Genomic DNA, 21,823 nt, shown 5'->3' with positions numbered 1-21,823 from the left:
CATGCCTCCCATCGTTGCCAACGCGACGCGTGATCGTCTGCGTATCGCCATCCAGAAATCCGGCCGTCTGGCCGAACCGGCGCGCAGCCTGCTCGCCGCCTGCGGGCTGAGTTGGCGCGAAAGCCGCGACAAGCTGTTCTGCTATGGCGAATCGCTGCCGGTCGACCTGCTGCTGGTCCGCGATGACGACATCCCCGGCCTGATCGCCGACGGCGTATGCGATTACGGCATCGTCGGGCGCAACGAGCTGGACGAACAGGCCAACGCGCGCGCCGAGATCGGCCTGCCGCAGGCCTACCGCGAAGTGCGCGCCATGGGCTTTGGCGGCTGCCGGCTGATGCTGGCCATCCCGGAGAGCTGGGAGTGGACCGGCCCGCAGCAGCTGCAAGGCCTGCGCATCGCCACCAGCTATCCGGCGATCCTGCGCCAGTGGCTCACCGCGCAGGGCGTGGATGCCTCGGTGGTAGAACTCTCCGGTTCGGTGGAGATCGCGCCCAAGCTCGACACCGCCGACCTGATCTGCGACCTGGTTTCCAGCGGCGCCACGCTGCGCGCCAACCAGCTCAAGCCAGTGGAAACCCTGCTGGAGAGCCAGGCGGTGCTGGCCGGGCCGACCCGCAAGTTCGACGATGCCCGCGCCGACTTGTCGGCCATGTTGCTGCGACGCATGGACGGGGTGCTCAAGCTCAAGGACAGCAAGCTGCTGATGTTCCGCGCCGCGCCGGACACCGTGCCGGCCTTGACCCGCCTGCTGGCCGATGCCGAGCCCCTGGTGCAGTTGCCGGGCGAGCACGCCGAGGGCATCTCGCTGCAGACCATGTGCCACACCGCCCTCAGCTGGCAGCAGTTGGAGGAACTGGAACGCGCCGGCGCACGCGGCCTGATGGTCCTGTCCGTGGAGCGCTCGCTGGCATGAACGCCTCGCTCAAATCCGAATCCCTCAGCGTCCAGCGCATCGTCTGGGCCGCACTGGATGCGCAAGCACAAACCCAGACGCTGGAGCGCCCGGCGCAGACGGTCGCGGCCGAGACGCGCCGCACCGTCGCCGCGTTGATCGATGAGGTCCGCAGCGGTGGCCTGGAAGCGCTGCGCGCCATCACCGCGCGCTTCGATGGCGCCGCGCCCGAGTCCTTCGAAGTGGGCGAGGCCGAATTCGCCGCCGCCGAACGCGCCATCGATCCGGCGCTCAGGCAGGCCATGGTCGAGGCCGCCGCACGCATCACCGCCTTCCACAAGGCCGGCATGGCCCAGCCCTATGCGGTGGAAACCGCCGCCGGCGTGGTCTGCGAACGCATCATTCGTCCCATCGGCCGCGTTGGTCTGTACGTGCCGGCCGGCAGCGCGCCGCTGCCGTCGACCGCGTTGATGCTGGGCGTGCCGGCTGGGCTGGCCGGCTGCCGCGAAGTGGTGCTGTGCACGCCGCCGCGCAAGGACGGCACTGCCGATCCCGCGGTGCTGGTCGCCGCGCGCCTGACCGGCGTGAATCGCGTGTTCGTCCTCGGCGGTGCCCAGGCGATCGCCGCGATGGCCTATGGCGCCGGGCCGGTGCCGGCCTGCGACAAGCTCTTCGGCCCGGGCAACAGCTACGTGACCGAAGCCAAGCAGCAGGTCGCGCAGAGCGGCGCGGCGGCCATCGACATGCCGGCCGGTCCGTCCGAAGTGCTGGTGATCGCCGATGCTGGCGCCAACGCGGACTTCGTCGCCGCCGACCTGCTGTCGCAAGCCGAGCACGGCCCGGACTCGCAGGTGCTGCTGCTGTCCGACGATGCCGGCCTGCTGGACCGCGTGGAAGCCGCGCTTGAGGCGCAGCTGGCCGTGCTGCCGCGCGCGGATATCGCGCGCAAGGCGCTGAGCGCCTCGCGCCTGGTGCTGACCACGTCGCTGGACGAAGCCTTCGCCATCAGCAACCGCTATGCGCCCGAGCATCTGATCCTGGCCCTGCGCGAGCCGCGCCGGTGGCTGGACAAGGTGGAAGCGGCTGGCTCGGTGTTCCTGGGCGACTACACGCCCGAGGCACTGGGCGACTACTGCAGCGGTACCAACCACGTGCTGCCCACCAGCGGCGCGGCGCGCGCCTACAGCGGCGTGTCGGTGGCCAGCTTCCAGAATTTCGTCAGCGTGCAGTCGGCCAGTGCGGCCGGCATCCTGGCCATCGGGCCGTCGGCGGTGACCCTGGCCGAGGCCGAAAGCCTGGAGGCCCACGCCAATGCCGTGCGCCTGCGCCTGCAGGAGGCCGCCCGATGAGCGCCCCTGATCCGACACCACGCGACCTGCTCGACCTGGTCCGCCCGGACCTGCGCGGCTTTGGCGGCTACAAGTCGGCCCGCACCGAAGCCCTGCGCGGCGATGTCTGGCTCAATGCCAACGAAAGCGCGTGGAGCAATGCGGCCGATGCCAACGCGACCTCGCGCCGCTATCCCGATCCGCAGCCGGCCGCGCTGAAGACTGCGCTGTCGGGCCTGTACGGCTGCGCGCCGGATGAGCTGCTGATCGGTCGCGGCAGCGACGAAGCCATCGACCTGCTGGTGCGCACCCTGTGCGTGGCCGGGCGCGATGCGGTGGTCGCCACGCCGCCGGTGTTCGGCATGTACGCGGTCAGTGCGCGCCTGCAGGATGCGCGGCTGATCGAAGCGCCGCTGGTCGATGGGCCGGAGGGTTTTGCGCCGGATTGCGATGCGATTGCCACGGCCGTGCTGGAGCAGGGTGCCAAGCTGGTGTTCCTGTGCTCGCCGGCCAACCCGACCGGCGCGTCGATTCCGCTGGCGCAGATCGAAGGCCTGCTGCAGACGCTGCAAGGCAGGGCGCTGGTGGTGGTGGACGAAGCCTATGGCGAGTTCTCCGACACGCCTTCCGCGCTGACCCTGCGCGACCGCTATCCGGAAGTCGCGGTGCTGCGCACGCTGTCCAAGGCGCATGCGCTGGCCGCGGCCCGGGTGGGTGTGGTGATCGCCGATCCGCGCCTCATTTCGGTGCTGCGCGCCTGCCAGGCGCCGTACCCGGTGCCCACACCGTGCGCGGAGCTGGCCGCGGCCGGCTTGTCCGCATCCGCCCTGGCGGCCACGCAGGCGCGGATCGCCATCGTGATCGAGGAGCGCGCGCGCCTGGCCGCCGCGCTGTCGGCGCTGCCCGGCGTGCGCCGTGTGTACCGCTCCGACGCCAACTTCCTGCTGGTGCGCTTCGCCGATGCCGAACGCGCATTTCGTGTGCTGCTGGCTGCCGGCGTGGTCGTACGCGACCAGCGCGCCGCGCCGCAGCTGGACGACGCGCTGCGCATCACCATCGGCACGCCCGAGCAGAACGCCCGCGTGCTGGCGGCCCTGAGCGCACAGGCGGAGGCCGCATGAGCCAGAAGATCCTGTTCGTCGACCGCGACGGCACCCTGATCGAGGAGCCGGCCGATTTCCAGATCGACGCCTACAAGAAGCTGCGCTTCGTCAAGGGCGTCATCCCGGCGATGCTCAAGCTGCGCGATGCCGGCTTCCAGTTCGTCATCGTCACCAACCAGGACGGGCTGGGCACCGAGGGCTATCCGCGCGAAAGCTTCGACGGTCCCAATGACTTGATGCTGCAGATCTTCGAAAGCCAGGGCATCAGCTTCCGCGAGGTGCTGGTGGACTGCAGCTGGCCGGCTGACAAGGCGCCGACCCGCAAGCCCGAGCTGGGCTTGGTGATGCATTACCTGCGCGATCGCGGCATCGACCTGGATCACTCGGCGATGGTCGGCGACCGCGAGACTGACATCCGCTTCGCCGAGAACTTGGGCATCCGCGGGTTCCAATTGCAGACCGCGCAGTTCGGCGGCGAGTGGGACTGGGCCGGTATCGCCCATGCCTTGGCCGATGCGCCGCGCACGGCGAGCGTGCGTCGTAAAACCAAGGAAACCGACATCCGCGTCGAGGTCGACCTGGACCGGGTCGCAGAGCCCAAAGTCAGTACGGGCCTGCCGTTCTATGACCACATGCTGGAGCAGATCGGCAAGCATGGCGGTTTTGCGCTGGAGATCCAGACCACCGGCGACCTGCACATCGATGAGCACCACACCATCGAGGACACTGCACTGGCCCTGGGCGAGGCGTTGAAGCAGGCGCTGGGCGACAAGCGTGGCATCGGCCGCTATGGCTTCACCCTGCCCATGGACGAGACGCTCGCGCAGGTCGCGCTGGACTTCTCGGGCAGGCCATACCTGGTGTTCGACGGCAGCTTCCAGCGCGAGCGCGTCGGCGACATGCCCACCGAGCTGGTCGAGCACTTCTTCCGCTCGCTGTGCGACTCGGCTGGGGTGAACATCAATGTGCAGGTGCGCGGCGACAACGACCACCACAAGATCGAAGGCAGCTTCAAGGCGCTGGCCCGCGCCCTGCGCCAGGCGATCAAGCGCGAAGGCTCCGAGCTGCCCTCGACCAAGGGCGCGCTGTGATGCGCCTGGCGATGATCGATGCCGGTGGCGCGAATATCGGCTCGGTGCGCTATGCGTTGGGCCGCCTGGGCGTGGAGGCCGAGCTGACCACCGATGCCGAGGTGATCCGCAGCGCGGACCGAGTGATCCTGCCGGGCGTGGGCGCGGCCGCGCAGGTGATGGGCCGGCTGCGCGAGCTGCAGCTGGTCGAGACGATCAAGGCGTTGCAGGCGCCGCTGCTGGGCGTGTGTGTCGGCATGCAGGTGCTGTTCGAGCATTCCGAGGAAGACGACACGCCGTGCCTGGGCCTGCTCTCGGGCAAGGTCGCAAAATTGCCTGTCAGCCCCGGCATTCGCGTGCCGCATATGGGCTGGAACACGCTGAGCGCCCGGCGTGAGGCTTCGCTCACTGCTGGGATCGGCGCGCAGGACCAGGCCTATTTCGTGCACAGCTACGCCGCGCCGGTGAGTGAGGATTGCCTGAGCAGCGCCACGCACGGGCAGGAATTCGCCGCGGTGGTCCAGCGCGGCCGGGTGGCGGGTGCGCAGTTCCACCCCGAGCGCTCGGCTGCGGTCGGCGCGCGCCTGCTGCAGAACTTCATTGAACACGGCCTGGCCTGAGGCCACGCCCGTAGGACGCCTGATGTCTTCCAAGCCTTTCTTCCAACTCTTTCCGGCCATCGACGTGCGCGGCGGACGCGTGGTGCGCCTGGCGCAGGGCGATTACGACCGCGAAACCACCTACGGCGACGATCCGCTGGCCGCCGCACAGGCCTATGCCGCGCAGGGCGCCAGCTGGTTGCACCTGGTCGACCTAGATGCCGCGCGGGCCGGCGGCTACACGCTGGCGCCGCTGTTGCAACAGCTGCGTGCGACCACCGGCCTGCAGGTGCAGACCGGCGGTGGCGTGCGCAGCCGCGATGACGTGGTCGCGCTGCTGGAGGCCGGTGCCTCGCGCGTGGTGGTCGGCTCACTGTCGGTGCGTGCACCCGAGCAGGTGCTGGGCTGGCTGGCCGAGTTGGGCCCCGAGCGCATCACCGTGGCGCTGGATGCGCGCCAGGACGAGGCCGGTATCTGGCAGCTGCCGATCCACGGCTGGACCGAAGGCTCCGGCGTGGCCCTGGATGCCCTGGCCAGCCGCTATGCGCAGGCCGGCATGACCCACCTGTTGTGCACCGACATCGCCCGCGACGGCATGCTGACCGGGCCGAACTTCGCGCTGTATCGCCATCTGGTCGCGCTGCTGCCGCGGGTGCAGGTGCAGGCGTCCGGCGGCGTGCATGCGGTGACCGATGTCAGCGCCGCCAAGACCGCCGGCTGCGGCGGCATCGTGCTGGGTCGGGCATTGCTGGAAGGGCGCTTCACCCTGGAACAGGCCTTCGCGGAGGCCGCCTCATGCTGAGCCGGCGCATCGTGCCTTGCCTGGATGTGCGCGGTGGTCGCGTGGTCAAGGGCGTCAAATTCCGCGACCACATCGACATGGGCGACATCGCCGAACTGGCGCTGCGTTATCGCGATGCCGGCGCCGACGAACTGGTGTTCTACGACATCGGCGCCAGCCCGGAAGGGCGCTCGGTCGACTACGGCTGGGTGGAGAAGGTCTCGCGCCTGCTGGACATCCCGTTCTGCGTGGCCGGTGGCATCCGCAGCGTGGAGACCGCGCGTGCGGTGCTGCACGCCGGCGCGGACAAGGTCTCGATCAATACCCCGGCGCTGGAACGCCCCGCCTTGATCGGCGAGCTGGCCCAGGCCTTCGGCGTGCAGTGCGTGGTGGTGGGTATCGATTCGGTGCGCGAGGACGATGGCCAATGGCGCGTGCGCAGCTATACCGGTGATCCGTCCAAGACCCGTGCCGAAACGTTGCGCACCCTGGACTGGATCGAGCAGGCCCAGGCGCTGGGTGCCGGCGAAATCGTGCTGAACTGCATGGACAGCGACGGCGTGCGTCGCGGCTACGACATCGAGCAGCTCAAGGCCGCGCGGGCGCTGTGCCATGTGCCGCTGGTGGCCTCCGGCGGTGCGGGTCTGCCGGAACATTTCACCGCGGCGTTCAAGGACGCCGACGTGGACGCGGCGCTGGCCGCCAGCGTCTTCCACAGTGGCGCCATCGCCATTCCCGATCTCAAGCGCACACTGGCCCAGGCCGGCATCGCCGTGCGCCAGGCCGCTTGAGCGGTCGCAACAGGAACCGACATGAGTCAGATCGAAGCACTGGACTGGGCCAAGGGCGATGGGCTGCTGCCCGCCGTGGTGCAGGACGCCGACACCCTGCGCGTGCTGATGCTGGGTTACATGGATGCCGAGGCGCTGCAGGTCACACGCGAGTGCGGCCATGTGACCTTCTTCAGCCGCAGCAAGCAGCGCCTGTGGACCAAGGGAGAGACCTCCGGGCATTTCCTGGACCTGGTCGACATCCAGGTCGACTGCGACGCCGACACCCTGCTGGTGCTGGCGCGTCCGCATGGGCACACCTGCCACCTGCAGCGGCCCAGCTGCTTTCCCGAGGCGCCGGGCGTGGTGGGAGCCGCCATGGCGGCGGAAGGCCCTTCCCAGGAAAGCCCAATCGCGGCCATGGCGGCTCCCACCGAAGGGATCGCCTTCCTGGGCGAACTCGACGCCCTGATCGCGCAGCGTCACGCACAGCGTCCGGAAGGCAGTTACACCACCCGACTGTTCGAGGGTGGGATCCGCCGCATCGCACAGAAGGTGGGCGAGGAGGGCGTGGAGACCGCCCTGGCCGCTGTCGCGCAGGACGATGCGGAGTTGCTCGGCGAGAGCGCGGATCTGCTCTATCACCTGACCGTGCTGTTGCGCGCGCGCGGCCTGTCGTTGGGTGATGCGGTTCAGCTGCTCTCGGAGCGTCATCGGCCAGCCTGAGGCCGTGGTGACCACCCTCGTTTCTTCCCGTCGGAGCTGAAGCGCTGTCCGCCGCGATGTCCTATCCCGGACATCTCGTGCAGGACAGCGCCCGCCACACGGCGTTGCGTGAGCCGCGCCCGAGGTGCGGTTGGGGTCGCGGCTGATCCCAGCCCAGCGCCTTCGATAGGCGCTGCGACAGGGAAGCGGTTTCTGTCTTGCGCCAGGACCGATGCGCATCTTGCGTGTCGGGGGAGGGGCGCATTGGTGGGTCTTGATCGCGCCATTTGAAGACCTGCATCGCCTTGTCTGCAGCGCGTTGTGGGTCAATCGCTTGGGGCGACCGACGCCTTTGCGGTCTTGCGCGTAGTCATTGGGACCGTGCACCCAGTTTCAGTTTCTCTCCGTTGACAACGTTGTCTTCGCTCGTGGACGGTGCAGTGGCGGTCGTCGACACGCGTCGGCCATCGCAGCCACGCAGTCCGGATGTCTGCTGGAGCCTCGACGGGAGCGGCAGGCCAACTACGTCACGGCATGGGGCATGCGCCACCGTGCCACCCAATGGAGAGAGACGATGACCCTCAGGAAATTCACCTTGTGGTCCGTAGTCACCGCAGGCACATGCACCAGCCTGATCGGCAGTCTGGCCACCGCAGCCGCGCTTTCGGCCCTACCCATCGCCCCGGCCCATGCCCAGACCGCCTGCGCGCCGGCCTGGAGTGCGGGCACGGTTTATACCGGTGGCAACGCCGCCAGCGAAAACGGCATCAACTATCTGGCCAACTGGTGGACCCAGGGCGACGAGCCAGCCACCCACAACGGAGGTGCCGGCTCCGGCCAGCCCTGGACGTCGCAGGGCAGCTGTTCCGGCGGCGGCGATGATGGTGGCGGCGACACGGGCGGCGGGGACGACGATGGCGGCAATGGCGGCACGCCGACCAATCCGAGCTACGAGAGCTTCATTTTCAGCCCGTACAAGGACATCACCATCAACCTCAACTGGAACAACAACGTGATGCAGACCAAGGTGACCGGCAGCGCCATTCCGGTCGCCGGTGCCGGCAGCCTGCTGTCGACCCAGTTGAGCAATCTGGACACGCTGACCCTGGCGTTCGCCACTGGCGAATGCGGCAGCGAAAGCTGGGGCGGGGTCTCGGCCAACGCCTTCGCCAATGCCAACATCCCCACGCTGGACAGCAGCGGGGTGAACTACATCATCTCCACCGGCGGCGCCTCGGGGACCTTCACCTGCGGCAGTGCGGCGGGCATGAACGCGTTCTTGTCACGCTACGCCTCACCGCACCTGGTCGGGGTGGATTTCGACATCGAAGGCGGGCAGACGCCTGCGCAGACCGATTCGCTGATCGCCGCGGTCAAGGCGGTCGAATCGCAGTATCCGAACCTGCGCTTCTCGTTCACCCTGGCGACCCTGGCCGCTTCCGATGGAAGCTATGGCGGCGTGAATGCCCTGGGCGATCGTGTGATCCGCGCGGTCCAGGCCTCTGGTTTGCAGCACTACACCATCAACCTGATGGTCATGGACTTCGGCCGGGCGCAGGCGTCCAACTGCGTGCTGGGGAGTTCAGGGCTGTGCGAGATGGGGCAGTCGGCCATCCAGGCGGTGCAGAACCTGCAGCACACCTACGGCATCAGCGCCGACCACATCGAGCTGACCCCGATGATCGGGCGCAACGATACGGCCGATGAGATCTTCACGCTCAACGACGTGGACATCGTCTCGCTCTACGCCGCGCAGAACGGCCTGGCCGGCGTGCACTACTGGTCGCTGGATCGCGACACCCCGTGCGCGACGCCGTCGGACTACGCCTCGCCGATCTGCAATTCCTACAGCGGCCCTGCCGCGCTGGAGTACACGCAACGCTTCCTCAACGATCTGGGCTACTGAGTGGGCTTGGCTGCCAGGGAAGGCGGCCCTTGTTGAGCGAAACGGCGCGCAGCGATGCGCGCCGTTGTCGTGTCTCTTGTTGTGGGAGTCGCCATGGCGGCGATGAGGTTTTACGCGGGAAAGCCCGATCGCCGCCATGGCAGCTCCCACACGCAATCAAAGTGCGAGCGCTATTCGGTGATCAGGTCGCACAGCCGCAGCAGGGCGATGCGCTCGATCTGCGCCAGGCAGGTGGCGACTTCCTCGCCGCGCTCGTGCGTCAGGCGGGTGCGCAGGGCGGCGATGACGCTCGCGCGGGTATGACCGCGCACGGCCAGGATGAAGGGGAAGCCGAAACGTTCCCGATAAGCGGTGTTGAGGTCCAGCAATTCGGTGTACTCGGCCGGGCTGCACTGGTCCAGGCCGGCGCCACGCTGTTCGCTGGCCGAGGAAGCGGTGAGTTCACCGGCGATGGCGGCCTTGCCGGCCAGTTCGGGATGGGCACGGATCAGGGCCAGTTGCGCGGGCTCGCCGGCGTTGGCCACCACCTCGCACATCGCTGCGTGCAGGGCGGCGACATCGGCGTAGGGGCGACCCGCCACCGCGCCTTCAGCCACCCATGGCGAGTGCTCGAAGATGCCGCCCAGCGCGGTGATGAAGTCCGTCTCCGGCAGGGCGTTGAGTTCGGTCAGTGTAGTCATGCGGATTCTGCCTTGAACGGATGGCGCTGCTGCCAGTGTCGGGCGATGTCGATGCGCCGGCATACCCAGACCTTGTCGTGCCGGGCGAGATGGTCGAGGAAGCGCTGCAGGGCGACAAAGCGCCCCGGGCGCCCGAGCAGGCGGCAGTGCATGCCGATCGAGAGCATCTTCGGCGCCTCCTCGCCCTCGGCGTAGAGCACGTCGAAGCTGTCGCGCAGGTAGGTGAAGAAGTGATCGGCGGTGTTGAAGCCCTGCGGCGTGGCAAAGCGCATGTCGTTGCTGTCCAGCGTGTAGGGCACCACCAGGTGCGGCTTGTGTTCGCCGCCCGAGGTTTCCACCTGCGTCCAGAACGGCAGGTCGTCGCCGTAGTAGTCCGCGTCGTAGGCAAAACCGCCGTGCTCGACCACCAGGCGCCGTGTGTTGGGACTGTCGCGGCCGGTGTACCAGCCCAGCGGCGCGCTGCCGGTCAGGCGGGTGTGCAGGTCGATGGCGCGCGCCAAGTGTGCGCGCTCGGTGGCCTCGTCCATGTCCTGGTAATGGATCCAGCGCCAGCCGTGGCTGGCGATCTCGTGACCCAGTTCGACGAAGGCGGCGGTCGTCTCCGGGTTGCGTTCCAGCGCCATGGCTACGCCGAACACCGTCAGCGGCAGGCCACGCCGCTCGAACTCGCGCAGGATGCGCCACACACCCACGCGCGATCCGTATTCGTAGATCGACTCCATGCTCATGTGCCGCGCCGAGTAGCTGGCCGCACCGATGATCTCGGAGAGGAACTGCTCGGAGCCGGCATCGCCATGCAGCACGTTGTTCTCGCCACCTTCCTCGTAGTTGAGGACGAACTGCACCGCGATCCGCGCGCCACCGGGCCAGTCGGCGTGCGGTGGATTGCGGCCATAGCCGGTGAGGTCGCGGGGGTAGGGCGTGAAGAGCATCGGCAAGCGCCACCATGGGGATGCGGACCACTCTAGGAACAAGTCCGCTCCTTGGAAAGCATCCCGTGCACGCATCCGCGATAAAAAAAACGCCTGGCGGGGTGAGCGCCAGGCGTCTTGGTCCACGTCAGGCCGTCGGGGCCGTGGTGGTGTGGCTTACCACTCGTACATCAACTGCAGCCGGGCGTAGCGCGGCTCCTGGTAGTACTGGCCCAGGCCATAGGTGGCGTAGTGGGTGGTGCCGTTCTGCTGGACCGACTCGTAGTGCTGATACACCTGCAGCGGCTTGTCGTTGTTGAACAGGTTGAGGATCGACAGCTGCGCGGTCAGGCCCTTGATGGCCGCCGGCTTGTAGACCAGGTTGGGGCTGAGCTCGAAGGTCCACGGGGTACGGCCCTGCGTGCCTCCGTCACTGATCTCGCCGTTGCAGTAGTGGAACTGGCCGGTGTAGCCGTATTCGGTTCCCAGCGTGCCGTAGCCACCGCCGAAGCAGCTGATCGGCGCTCCGGACTGGACCTGCAGATTGGCACCGACCTGCCACTCATCGCTGAACTTGTACGCACCGTACAGCTTGAAGCTGTGCATGTGGTCGTTGGGCAGGAAGCCATAGGCGCCTTCCATGATCTGCGCGAAGTCGAAGTCCGCCGTGGTGCCGGTGTCGTCCTGGCCGTTGTTGGACTTGACCAGTCCCTCGTAGTTGCCCTTGCTCTGCGACCAGGTGTAGCTGGCGTTGACGTACCACTTGTCGGTGCCCTTCTGCGCGCTCAGGGTCAGCGCCTTGTAGGTGCGCTTGGCCTTCGGGCCCAGGGAGTCGGCCGACATGGTGATCGTGTCGGGATTGCCGTCGCCGTCCACGTCCACCGCGATGGTCGAGGAGCTGCCCGGGTTGTACAGCCAGCAGCCCGAGCTGCCTTCCGGCGCGGTCCAGGCATCAAAGCCGGAGGTGTCGTAGCCGTCGGCGGTGGCCGCGTCGTACAGCGCCTGCGAAGAGCAGCTGTCGTCGATGGCGTTGTGGATCTCGCGGTAGGTGCCCTTGGCGCCCAGCACCCAGCCATCCATGAAGGCATTGTCGCTGGTCAGGCGATGCTCGAAGCCCAGGATCGCTTCATCCTGTGTATAAGGCTTGAGCCCCTTGCTGGCGGCAGAGGACGCCGACGGCGTGGTGCCGTTTTCGCCGTTGAAGTACACCGTATCGCCCAGGGCCACCGGATCGATCGGCGAACCATCGGCGGTCACCCCGCTGTAGCTGTAGGCGGTTTCCGAATAGATCGAGGCGCTGGCCCCACGCAGGGCGACGTTGGCCGCGATCGGCAGCGCATAGCGGCCCAGGTTGCCGTACAGGCGGCTGGTGCCGTCGCCGAACATGTCCCAGGAGAAGCCCACGCGCGGCTGCCAGATGTTGTCCTGTTTGACGAACACGCCGCCGGAGGTGTTGTAGTTCTTGAACGAATCGTTGCGCACGCCCAACGACAACAGGAAGTCGTCGGTCACGTGCCAATGGTCCTGCACGTACCAGGAGTTCTGCTTGATCTCCACCGCGCCGCCGGTGGCGTAGATGTCGTCGTACACGAGCTGGTTGCCATCGCTGTCGGTGGTGTAGTCGTAGTGATGCCCACCCGAGTATGACTCGCCCTGCTTGGCGTTGAAGTCGTTGTAATCGTAGCCGAAGCTCAGATCATGGTCGCCCAGCGTCCAGTCGAAGTCGGCACGGTAGTCCTGGCGCTGGCTATAGCCGTTGCTCACGCCCAGTGTGGAGTCCAGGAAGCAGCTGTTCTGCGCGCCGACATAGTCGGATTCATACGACACGTAGGGGCAACCGGTGGCCGGCGCGTTGATGTTGCCGGCGTAGGTGGAGCGCGAACCATCCGGCGACACCGCGACCTGTTCGCTGACCGTCTTCATCTTGCCGTACTGCAGCGACATGGTGAAGTTGTCGGCCAGGTTGCTGGTCCACTTCAGGATGCCGGTCGGGCCACCGCTCTTGGAGATGAGCTGCCCGTTGTAGCTGTCCTTGTAGGCCTTGTTGGCCTCGAAGCCGATGTTGCTGTAGTCGTAGGTGGTGCGGCTGCTGTTGTTGAAGCCGGTGAATTCCAGATGGTTGTTGTCGTTGAGGAACCAGTCCAACTTGACCAGTTCGTAGGGCTTGCTCTCGTTGTAGTCGTCCTGGCTGGCGGTGGTGCCGGAGGGAGAGGAACGACCGCCCCAGGTGCTGCCGGTGGTCTTGTTGTACTGGGCGATGGCAAAGACGAACAGCTTGTCCTTGATCAGCGGGCCACCTTCCCACAGGGCCCAGGTGTTGCTGTTGGAGCGGTTCTTGCTGAGCGGGCGATAGAGGCTGCCGTCACCGAAGTATTCGTTGTCGGTATGCGCGGCCAGTGCGTCCGGGGCCGAATCCCAGCTGATGCCGCCGTGCCATTCATTGGTGCCGCGCTTGACGTTGACGCTGGTGACGCCGCCGGTGGAGAAGCCGTACTTGGCGCCGTAGCCGCCAGTCTGCACGTCCAACTGGTCGATCGCCTGCCACGGCACCTCGCTGAAGGACAGGTTGTCGTAGGAGTCGGTGATGTTCATGCCGTTGACGTAGTAGCTGTTCTCCGCCACCGACGCACCGCCGAACGAGTTGAGGCTGCCAAAGTAGCCGCTGCCGGTGGCGGTGCCCGGGGTCAGCTCGGCCACGGCATTGACGTCGCGCGGCACCGGCAGCTCATTGAGCTGGCCGGCGGTGAAGGTGGTGCGCGACTCGACGCTGCTGGTATCGATGTCGTTCATCACCATCGGGCGCTTGACCATCACCGTGGTCAGCGTGGTGGCATCGCTGCCATCGCCCAGGTTGACCTGCGCGGTCTGACCGGCCAGCACAGTGGCGCTGCCGGTGGAGACGGTGCTGCCGTCTTCGACCAGGGTGACCTGATAGTGGCCGGTGGGCAGGGCGGGCACGCGGAAGCGGCCATCGCTGCCCAGCGCCACGGTGCGGCTGATGCCGGAGCTCGGGTCTTTGATCTGGATCTGCGCGCCGGCCGCGTAGGGCGCGGTGCCGACGATGTCGCCGGAGGTGGCCTGCGCGAACGCGCTGGGGGCCTGGGAAAAGCACAGGCCCAGCAGCGCTGCGGCCAGCGCGTTGCGCTTGAGGGAGCGGGAAGAGGAGGGAGCGTGGCGCATGAGATGCCTTCAGGTTCTTCGACAAAAGCCCACCCGCACGGATCGCATTGGATCCGCGTTGTGATGCGAGCGGTGGTCACCGGTGGCCGGCCCTGACATGCGACCGTGACAGCGGCTTGGCGCGTATTTAACGATTCGATTACACCGGGAATTTTTCATCCGGCACGCGACTTTGACCAAAACTGACAAACGCGACAGCTTGCCAAGCGGGCCGTAGGACGCCTCTGCATCCCACGTTGCTTCCGCAGCGAGGCTCGGGAAGACACCGGCGGCATTCAGCGGCTTTCCACTGGCGCGCCACATGCCGGCACATGGCGTTCAGGCTCGCAGCGCGCGGCGGATTTCTGGACAGCCACGCTTCATGAAGCTCAAGCGGCAGGCGTGCGGATCTTCCCCAGCGCCCCTGTCATTCGCTAGGACGTGCCCAGCCGACGCAGGAAGAAACGTGAGTCCACCGCCATGACCGGGAAGCTGCCCGGCAGCGCCTCGCGCGGCAGTTCGGTGAAGCCATGCTTGCCGTAGAAGCGATGCGCGGCCAGGAAGCGTTCGGTGGTCCCCAGGTAGATCGCCCGCAACCCGCGCGCGACCGCGTGGGCGAGCAAGGTCTCCAGCAGGGCGGCGGCCACGCCGCGCCCGCCGCCCCGGTGCGAGGCCGCCACGAACATCTTGCGCAGGGCCGCATCGCCCTGGCCGATGTCGCGCAGGCCGATGCAGCCGATGATGGCGCCATCGTCCTGCGCCACCCAGAACCCGCCATCGCCATGGAAGTAGAAGTCATCGACCGCCACCAGATCGGGCTGCGCGGTCAGATCGATGTCCAGGCCGTATTCGCCGCGCTGGATGCCCAGGATCAGTGCGCTCACCGCCTCGCGGTCGGCCGGGCGCCAGGGTCGCACCCTCAATGTCTCCATGCGCCGCTCAGCCTGGCGGGGGTTCGGCACCCAGCGGTTCGGGTGCATCGCCGCGTGCTGTGCCAAGCCCGTTGAACCACAGATTCAAGGCCACGCAGGCCAGCGTCGCCAGCAGGATCCCGCTATGCAGCAGCGGCGCCAGCGCCTTGGGCAACTGGTCGAAGACCGTGGGCGCCACCACCGGCGCCATCGCCAGGCCCACGCCCACCGCCACGATCAGCAGGTTGTGCCGGCGCGCGTGGAAGTCCACCAGCGACAGCACGCGGATGCCGTTGGCCGTGACCATGCCGAACATCACCAGCCCCGCGCCGCCCAGCACGGCCGGCGGGATGGCGGCCACCAGCACCGCCAGCTTGGGCACCAGCCCCAGCGCGATCAGGATCGCCCCGGCCAGCACGCACACCCAGCGGCTGCGCACCCCGGTGATGCTGACCAGCCCGATGTTCTGCGAGTACGAGGTATCGGGGAACGCGTTGAACACCCCGCCCAGCAGCGTGGCCAGCCCGTCCACGCGCAATCCGCGCACCAGGGCGGGGCGTTCCACCGGGCGCTCAACGATGTCGCCCAGCGCCAGGAACATGCCCGTGGACTCCACGAACACGATGAACAGCACCACGCACATCGTCACGATGGACCACGGCTCGAAGCGCGGCAGGCCGAAGTGGAACGGCGTCACCGGCGCCAGCCACGCAGCCGCGCCCAGCCCGCTGAAGTCCACCCGCCCCAGCAGCGCCGCCAGCACCGTGCCCGCGGCCAGCCCCAGCAGCACCCCGATGTTGGCGATGAAGCCGCGCCCGTGGCGCAGCAGCGCCAGCACGCCCAGCAGCACCACCGCGGCAATCGCTAGGTTGGCCGGCGCGCCGTAGTCGGCCGCGCCCACGCCACCGGCGGCCCAGTTCACCGCCACGCCCACCAAGGTCAGGCCGATCACCGTGATCACCGTGCCGGTCACCACCGGCGGGAACAGCCGCAGCAGCCGCCCGATCAGCGGCGCAGCCAGGATGCCGATCACGCCGGCGGCGATGTTCGCGCCAAACACGTAAGGCAGGCCCAGCGCCGGGTTGCCGCCGATGGCGATCATCGGCCCCACGCAGGCGAAGGTCGCCGCCATCACCACCGGCAGGCGGATGCCGAAGCCACCGAGCCCCAACGACTGCACCAGCGTGGCCAGCCCGCAGCAGAACAAATCGGCACTGACCAAAAAGGCGGTATCGGCCCGCGATAGATGCAACGCCCCGGCCACGATCAGCGGCACCGCCACCGCCCCGGCATACATCACCAGCACATGCTGCACGGCCAGCAGCAGCCACGGCCCGACCGGCGGCACCGCATCGATGGGCGAAAGCGAGGGCAGGGCGCGGGACATCGGTGGGCTCGGCAGGGGCGAGCGTTGAAGTTAGCCGCAGGGTGGTGCGGTGCACAATCCTTGCGTGCTGGTGCTGAGGAGGCGATTGCCCGGCGGGAGCGAATGAAAGCGGGGAACGTCGCTGAACCGGCAATGTGGCTTTGAGTTGTCCGCTTCTTCTTGAAGGAATGATGGATCTTTGATGGCCGCCCTCGCCAAGGGGCGACGAAGGCAATACAACGATGTCGGAAAAGCCAGGTCTCGCGCAGGCTTCGGTCAGCATCATTTCCACTCTTCTTTGCTTTTGGGAGAAGCTGGCTCAAAAGAGGGCGCTATGCGGGATTATTCACTCTCACTTCTCATGCTGGGCATGCTCTCCATTTCTGCCTGTGCCCAAACCATTAAAGCGCCTGTCCAACCGTCGTCTACACGCAAGGAGCCCCAGATGACCGCGATGAACCATCAGACCGCCCAGACAGAAGCAGGCAAGCTCATCTCCGGGTTGCTGGCGCTGATCAATAGCAGCAGATCCATCGCCGATTTCACTGCGGAGCGTCTTGGCAACGCAATGGATGCCGAGGTCAAGTCGTTCGGTCCCGGGCATTTCGGATACGGCGGCAAGCTGACGGCACAATGGGTATGCGCTTGAAGTCATGCAGGAGAGCATGCATGGGCCCAGGCTCGATCTTGAATTCATGGATCAAAGCCCCTCGAAAGATGCCAGTGCGACCGGGATCTGCGAGGTGGATTTCGATCAGGTTTCCAAAGATCTCAAGGCCCATGGGTTCTCGCAGGAGCCGGCATAAGGCGAGCATGGGAATATCATTGCCTACCACTTCGACCGCGCCGGCTTGAGTGTCACCACCGTCGTGATTGGTGAAGCTTCAAACCCCATTGAGAAGAGTAGCCACCAGTGCGTTCGCGCCATGACCATCCAGTGATAAGGGCATCAAGAGTGGGAACCGATGCTGCAAGTGAAATAGAAGGAACTTGGGATGAACTTGATAAAAAATTTGATGTGCGCTTTGCTACTGGTGGCGATTGCGGGTGACGCATTGGGGCAGCAGCGCCCTGGTGGAAATGGACCGTTGCCGGGCGACCCTGGATATGGGAGGGGCGGGAATCAGCCAGAAGTCCCGATGCCGCCGCTAAAGATGCTCAGTCCTGAAGAAGAAGCATCTCTGGAAAATGAAATCGTCAGCGGGTATGCGGCGGCGATGGGCACCGGCCGTGGCGGTCTTGCTTCCTTCGGCGCCATCGCCATTGAAAGGCGCGGGACTCACTACGGCACCATGGTCAAGCAAATCACGAAGGATTCTGCCGAATACGGCGCCCTCCAGTACTGTCAAAGCGCTGACAGCAAGAAATGCAAGGTTGTACTTTCCTTCCGGGATAGCTGCGGCGCCCTGGTCGCGGGCTTCGAGCCGAAGGGCGCAGCCGATGACGTAAGACAGTGGTTCCCGAAGATCGGGACGACCCTTGATGCGGCGCGTTCCGCCGCCATGGCTGACTGCCAGGCCACGGGCAACAACTATGAGTGCGTGGAAGTCACAAAGGTGTGCTCAGCCAGCGGCTGAGGCCCGGACGCCAGGAAGACCTGCCGGGGATAGGTGGATATCGGATGTGCACTAGGGCGATTTCGTGCTGGTCGAGGGCTTGTCGCAGGCAGATTTTTCCGGCGGAGGCGGCGGTTGGAGCACGGTCCGGCCGGCCACGAACGGGCCGGGGAAGGCGGAGTCGAGCGGAGTCTGCGTATAGAGATGGCGGATGACTGGGGCGATCAGGAAGGAGCGCAGGTTGCTGCGCTTGTCCCGAGGATCATAGAAGCCCTCCAGGTCGATGATCGAGCCGTCGGCCTGCACCAGCTCCATGGTGGGGCCGGCGTCATGGGTTGCGATCAGGTAGTGATGGCCCACGACGAGGTTCACCGCGCCGCACCACGCAGTGGGAACTGGATGCGGGCGTACTGGTTGCCGTCGCCCTTCAAGGTCTGGAGGGGTCGAATCTTGCCTTCGACCCAATCCGTGTAGGCGAGGCGACCAAGCGGCTGCTTGATATAGCGCGCCTCCACCAGCTGGAACACGAAGACGTTGCTCGCCGCGTCCAGCCTTGCGGGGTGCTTGCTCTAGGTTGCGCGATCCTGCGGGCTGGAGAGGAGAGCGGCTAGGTAAACCTGAGCCCGTTATCGCCCCAGCAAGATCTCATGCGCATCCGCGAGCTTGAAAGCCGCTGCGCGGGAACGGGAGCCGTGGTTGATTGTGGCTTCGCCCGAACTCAAGACTCCAAGCGCACGGTAGCTGGTCAATCTTTATGCCAAGCGCACGCAGATCGAGCTTGGCTTTCGCGATCTTGAGCCGAATCGCTACGGCCAAGGTCTGGAAGACAGCCTCACCCGCCAAGGCGCACGGCTACAGGTCCTGCTGCTGATGAGCACGCTTGCCAGTTTCATGAGCTGGCTTTCCAGTCTTGGTTGCGTAGCCACCGGGACCTATCATTGGCTGCAATCCCACCGCACCACGCGCAAGCTCTACTCAACCATGCGTATCGGTCGCGAAGCCTGGTCAGACGATGGACGCTGGAGCTAGTCTTGCGATGGCTTGATCGCATGCGATAACTGCCATCAGCAGTCCTGAACCAGATGACCTCGGTGGCCTGAGAACTTAGGGAAAGCTAAAGGCCTGACCCCGTTACTGGGAAAAGCCCCGCATAGGCGGGGCTTTTTTGTGAATTGGCGACAGCTAGTAGCTGGCCGGGGCCAATCAGGGAGTCACTGGTAGAAGCCACTCGACCACGGGCTAGTCAAATCACTATTACGCCAAGGCCCAACATCACACATCTGTTGACCCCATGTGTCACAAAATACGTTACGCAGAGCGGTAGAAGCGTTGTAGTAGCTAAGCGTGTTCGTATCGCCGGTCTGGCACGAGTAGGTGATCGTTACTCGTACTGTCCCTGCAGTTGTGCCCTGGTGCTCGGACTGATTGTCGCAATAAAGAATGCTCTGCCCAACTAGATTCTCGCTGGAATCAAACCACATTACAGTACGACCGTACTGAGTTGCTGCATCTGCTTTCGGAGCGACAGCCATGGAGGCGATTGCCATCAACGCCGCAGCCAAGATTCCTGATTTCATAAATATCTCCTTGTCTCGCCCCAAATCCTTGGGACAGGGCCATTTAAAGTAACCTCATGTAATTTTTTAGCGCGGATCAAACCGGGCACTTGTCGAGCTTGCAGTTTTCGTAGTTGGCATAGCAGGTTGCTTCGCTTAGGACGCCATTTGTCAGGCAACGATGCAAGCTTGCATCGCACTGAGAGCATGGGGTCACCTGAGCGGAGGCGGATCCAGCGAGAACAACGAGTAGGAAGAGAGCGGACTTCAAAGAGTGCTTAATCATCGACTTCAATCCTTGAATGCCTGAGAGCCAGGCTGGTCTATTTAATCGGACACACCGTGGCGCGCGCTAGTCAGGTGACTGACACTCTCTGAAATCAGCATCGGCTACCGATAGCGCTACTCCGGTAACGGAGTCAGGTCAGCTTCTTAGACATGGACGACTTCCGCTTCACCCCCTTCTTGGATCTCCCCACCAACCGCCCGGCAACCTTTGCAACGCCGCCCCCGTTCTCGCCAGTACTAATTGCGCCGCGCGACTCGGCTGACGTCTAGGCCCGGTACACACACTGCCAGCTGCAGCGGCCGGGCCTGCCAGCCGTGCCGGCGGGACGAAGGCGAGCTGGCCTTTCTCCACGCCATGGTAGACATGCCGGTAACAGGATTGGGTTCACTTTCAGATGCGCGCTACCGCGATGGCGGGGCGGATGAAGGATTTTTGCGGACAGGCTGTTCTAGCGGAGGTGGCGGTTGGAGCACGGTCCGGCCGGCCACGAACGGGCCGGGGAAGGCGGAGTCGAGCGGGGTCCGCGTATAGAGGTGACGGATGACTGGCGCGATCAGGAAGGAACGCAGGTTGCTGCGCTTGTCCTGTGGGTCATAGAAGCCCTCCAGGTCGATGATTGAGCCGTCGGCCTGCACCAGCTCCATGGTGGGACCGGCGTCATGGGTTGCGATCAGGTAGTGATGGCCCACGACGAGGTTCACCGCGCCGCACCACGCAGTGGGGAACTGGATGCGGGCGTACTGGTTGCCGTCGCCCTTCAAGGTCTGGAGGGGTCGAATCTTGCCTTCGACCCAATCCGTGTAGGCAAGGCGACCAAGCGGCTGCTTGATATAGCGCGCCTCCACAAGCTGGAACACGAAAACATTGCTCGCCGCGTCCAGCGCCTCGCGAAAGGTTGGGGGTGGCGGGTACTGGCACGCCTGGGCCGTCAGGCCGGTCGGTAGCATCAAGGCCAGGGTCAAGACCAAGCGGGAAAGAAGGTTCAAGTGCGTACTCCTTGCGGGATGCTTACCCTAGCTTTGCGGCTCTAGCTTGCGTTAGTGCTCAAGCTGGTTGAGGCGTCTAAGTGAACCTGACCCCGTCACCGTTTACTGAGTGAGCGACTCGTGGCGTCTTCCCGGCTCGGCTGTTACGGCGTCACGGAGTACTGCCAGTTTTAGCGGAGGGTATGCCTTCATGTCGATGATCGCGCGGTCAACCAGCACCAGCGAGAGGGGCAAGCACGCGTCATAAGTGGTGCGATGTGCCTGCCGTGGCCTGTGTGGGGCGTCTGGCTGATTCGGGCTTCGGTCAAATGAACGGGAACCTGATGCCGTTACCGTCAAGCGAGTTAGGGCGGCTAAGCGAACCCAACCCGTTACTGGCCGGCATCACCACCGGCAGGCGGAGGCCGAGGCCCTCGATGCCCAGCGACTGCACCAGGGTGACCAGCCCGCGGCCGAACAGATCGGAACTGACCAAAAGGGCGGTATCGGCCCGCGACAGATGCAACGCCCCGGCCACGATCAGCGGCACCGCATCGATGGGCGAAGGCGAGGGCAGGGCGCGTGACGTCGGCAGGCTCGGGAGGGGCGAGCGTTGAAGTTAGCCGGAGGGTGGTGCGGCGCACAATGTTCGAGATGGTTGCTGTGCGTGGCTCGATGCCGCTGCACCAGCTCACAGAGCGAAGTGCTTCATCAAAAAGCCGCACTCTGACCCCTGTTTTCGGGTGACGCATTGGGGCAGCAGCGCCCTGGTGGAAATGGGCCGTTGCCGGGCGACCCTGGATATGGGAGGGGCGGGAATCAGCCAGAAGTCCCGATGCCGCCGCTAAAGATGCTCAGTCCTGAAGAAGAAGCATCTCTGGAAAATGAAATCGTCAGCGGGTATGCGGCGGCGATGGGTACCGGCAGTGGTGGTCTTCCTTCCTTCGGTGCCATCGCCATTGAAAGGCGCGGGACTCACTACGGCACCATGGTCAAGCAAATCACGAAGGATTCCGCCGAATACGGGGCTCTCCAGTATTGTCAAAGCGCTGACAGCAAGAAATGCAAGGTTGTACTTTCCTTCCGGGATAGCTGCGGCGCCCTGGTTGCGGGCTTCGAGCCGAAGGGCGCAGCCGATGACGTAAGACAGTGGTTCCCCAAGGTCGGGACGACCCTTGATGCGGCGCGTTCAGCCGCCATGGCTGACTGCCAGGCCACGGGCAACAACTATGAGTGCGTGGAAGTCACAAAGGTGTGCTCAGCCAGCGGCTGA

22 protein-coding genes and 1 pseudogene are annotated in these 21,823 nt (G+C 65.5%); 13 read left to right on the top strand and 10 right to left on the bottom strand.

Annotated elements, in window-relative coordinates; translation table 11 throughout:
* Window position 1: 1 nt before the first annotated feature.
* The 9 genes from hisG to ACORQU_RS19400 all read left to right on the top strand — a co-directional run bounded on the left by hisG (window position 2) and on the right by ACORQU_RS19400 (window position 9,157).
* Window positions 2-916, top strand: coding sequence for an ATP phosphoribosyltransferase (gene hisG, locus ACORQU_RS19440; protein ID WP_491642669.1), 915 nt, complete (start codon window positions 2-4; stop codon window positions 914-916).
* On the top strand, window positions 913-2,244 hold the full coding sequence (gene hisD, locus ACORQU_RS19435; RefSeq protein WP_491642668.1) for a histidinol dehydrogenase: 1,332 nt from the start codon (window positions 913-915) through the stop codon (window positions 2,242-2,244). The genes hisG and hisD overlap by 4 nt, the downstream gene beginning before the upstream one ends.
* Entirely contained in the window at window positions 2,241-3,344 is a 1,104-nt protein-coding gene (hisC, locus tag ACORQU_RS19430; RefSeq protein WP_491642667.1) for a histidinol-phosphate transaminase, read from the top strand. Before hisD ends, hisC begins: the two co-directional genes overlap by 4 nt.
* Window positions 3,341-4,417 carry a bifunctional histidinol-phosphatase/imidazoleglycerol-phosphate dehydratase HisB gene (gene hisB / locus ACORQU_RS19425; protein ID WP_491642666.1) on the top strand — a complete coding sequence of 359 codons (1,077 nt, stop codon included), beginning with the start codon at window positions 3,341-3,343 and terminating at the stop codon, window positions 4,415-4,417. Before hisC ends, hisB begins: the two co-directional genes overlap by 4 nt.
* Window positions 4,417-5,016, top strand: a complete 600-nt coding sequence (gene hisH / locus ACORQU_RS19420) for an imidazole glycerol phosphate synthase subunit HisH (protein WP_491642665.1) — start codon at window positions 4,417-4,419, stop codon at window positions 5,014-5,016. Before hisB ends, hisH begins: the two co-directional genes overlap by 1 nt.
* 22 nt (window positions 5,017-5,038) lie before the next feature.
* On the top strand, window positions 5,039-5,797 hold the full coding sequence (gene hisA, locus ACORQU_RS19415) for a 1-(5-phosphoribosyl)-5-[(5-phosphoribosylamino)methylideneamino]imidazole-4-carboxamide isomerase (protein WP_491642664.1): 759 nt from the start codon (window positions 5,039-5,041) through the stop codon (window positions 5,795-5,797).
* On the top strand, window positions 5,791-6,567 hold the full coding sequence (gene hisF, locus ACORQU_RS19410; RefSeq protein ID WP_271645429.1) for an imidazole glycerol phosphate synthase subunit HisF: 777 nt from the start codon (window positions 5,791-5,793) through the stop codon (window positions 6,565-6,567). Before hisA ends, hisF begins: the two co-directional genes overlap by 7 nt.
* 21 nt (window positions 6,568-6,588) lie before the next feature.
* Window positions 6,589-7,272, top strand: a complete 684-nt coding sequence (gene hisIE / locus ACORQU_RS19405) for a bifunctional phosphoribosyl-AMP cyclohydrolase/phosphoribosyl-ATP diphosphatase HisIE (protein ID WP_491642663.1) — start codon at window positions 6,589-6,591, stop codon at window positions 7,270-7,272.
* Between the two features lie 553 nt (window positions 7,273-7,825).
* The gene (locus tag ACORQU_RS19400; protein ID WP_491642662.1) at window positions 7,826-9,157 is read left to right on the top strand and encodes a carbohydrate-binding protein; all 1,332 of its coding nucleotides are present in this window, start codon (window positions 7,826-7,828) and stop codon (window positions 9,155-9,157) included.
* A 170-nt stretch (window positions 9,158-9,327) separates the two neighbouring features.
* Here ACORQU_RS19400 and uraD read toward each other — a convergent pair whose 3' ends face one another.
* The 5 genes from uraD to ACORQU_RS19375 form a co-directional block, all read right to left on the bottom strand.
* Window positions 9,328-9,837 (bottom strand): 2-oxo-4-hydroxy-4-carboxy-5-ureidoimidazoline decarboxylase, encoded by a 510-nt coding sequence (uraD, locus tag ACORQU_RS19395; RefSeq protein WP_491642661.1) that lies wholly within the window; start codon window positions 9,835-9,837, stop codon window positions 9,328-9,330.
* Window positions 9,834-10,769 (bottom strand): allantoinase PuuE, encoded by a 936-nt coding sequence (gene puuE, locus ACORQU_RS19390; protein WP_491642660.1) that lies wholly within the window; start codon window positions 10,767-10,769, stop codon window positions 9,834-9,836. The genes uraD and puuE overlap by 4 nt, the downstream gene beginning before the upstream one ends.
* Window positions 10,770-10,925: 156 nt before the next feature.
* Window positions 10,926-13,928, bottom strand: coding sequence for a TonB-dependent receptor (locus ACORQU_RS19385; RefSeq protein ID WP_491642659.1), 3,003 nt, complete (start codon window positions 13,926-13,928; stop codon window positions 10,926-10,928).
* A gap of 413 nt (window positions 13,929-14,341) precedes the next feature.
* Window positions 14,342-14,824, bottom strand: coding sequence for a GNAT family N-acetyltransferase (locus ACORQU_RS19380; RefSeq protein WP_491642658.1), 483 nt, complete (start codon window positions 14,822-14,824; stop codon window positions 14,342-14,344).
* 22 nt (window positions 14,825-14,846) lie between these two features.
* Window positions 14,847-16,205 (bottom strand): nucleobase:cation symporter-2 family protein, encoded by a 1,359-nt coding sequence (locus tag ACORQU_RS19375; RefSeq protein WP_491642657.1) that lies wholly within the window; start codon window positions 16,203-16,205, stop codon window positions 14,847-14,849.
* A 181-nt stretch (window positions 16,206-16,386) separates the two neighbouring features.
* Here ACORQU_RS19375 and ACORQU_RS19370 point away from each other — a divergent pair, with 181 nt between their 5' ends.
* Window positions 16,387-16,833, top strand: a complete 447-nt coding sequence (locus ACORQU_RS19370) for a hypothetical protein (RefSeq protein ID WP_491642655.1) — start codon at window positions 16,387-16,389, stop codon at window positions 16,831-16,833.
* Between the two features lie 346 nt (window positions 16,834-17,179).
* A complete protein-coding gene (locus ACORQU_RS19365) occupies window positions 17,180-17,761 on the top strand; it encodes a DUF4189 domain-containing protein (protein ID WP_491642653.1) in 582 nt (193 codons plus the stop codon).
* Between the two features lie 51 nt (window positions 17,762-17,812).
* Here ACORQU_RS19365 and ACORQU_RS19360 read toward each other — a convergent pair whose 3' ends face one another.
* Window positions 17,813-18,112 (bottom strand): hypothetical protein, encoded by a 300-nt coding sequence (locus ACORQU_RS19360; RefSeq protein ID WP_491642652.1) that lies wholly within the window; start codon window positions 18,110-18,112, stop codon window positions 17,813-17,815.
* Window positions 18,109-18,267: a hypothetical protein gene (locus ACORQU_RS19355; RefSeq protein WP_491642651.1), complete on the bottom strand. Its 159-nt coding sequence runs from the start codon at window positions 18,265-18,267 to the stop codon at window positions 18,109-18,111. The genes ACORQU_RS19360 and ACORQU_RS19355 overlap by 4 nt, the downstream gene beginning before the upstream one ends.
* Window positions 18,268-18,364: 97 nt before the next feature.
* Here ACORQU_RS19355 and ACORQU_RS19350 point away from each other — a divergent pair.
* Window positions 18,365-18,798 (top strand): annotated as a pseudogene (locus ACORQU_RS19350) (transposase family protein); the annotation flags it as partial.
* 153 nt (window positions 18,799-18,951) lie between these two features.
* On the opposite strand, the gene ACORQU_RS19345 reads toward ACORQU_RS19350, so the two are convergent.
* The 3 genes from ACORQU_RS19345 to ACORQU_RS19335 all read right to left on the bottom strand — a co-directional run bounded on the left by ACORQU_RS19345 (window position 18,952) and on the right by ACORQU_RS19335 (window position 21,100).
* Complete coding sequence (locus ACORQU_RS19345) at window positions 18,952-19,317, bottom strand: DUF6289 family protein (protein ID WP_491642649.1); 366 nt, start codon at window positions 19,315-19,317, stop codon at window positions 18,952-18,954.
* A 669-nt stretch (window positions 19,318-19,986) separates the two neighbouring features.
* Window positions 19,987-20,571: a hypothetical protein gene (locus tag ACORQU_RS19340; RefSeq protein WP_491642647.1), complete on the bottom strand. Its 585-nt coding sequence runs from the start codon at window positions 20,569-20,571 to the stop codon at window positions 19,987-19,989.
* A 304-nt stretch (window positions 20,572-20,875) separates the two neighbouring features.
* A complete protein-coding gene (locus ACORQU_RS19335; protein ID WP_491642645.1) occupies window positions 20,876-21,100 on the bottom strand; it encodes a hypothetical protein in 225 nt (74 codons plus the stop codon).
* A gap of 285 nt (window positions 21,101-21,385) precedes the next feature.
* On the opposite strand from ACORQU_RS19335, the gene ACORQU_RS19330 reads away from it, so the two are divergent.
* Window positions 21,386-21,823 (top strand): DUF4189 domain-containing protein, encoded by a 438-nt coding sequence (locus ACORQU_RS19330; RefSeq protein WP_491642643.1) that lies wholly within the window; start codon window positions 21,386-21,388, stop codon window positions 21,821-21,823.

Source organism: Pseudoxanthomonas sp. JC1303, assembly GCF_058448525.1.
This window is presented reverse-complemented; position numbering and strand designations above follow the sequence as displayed.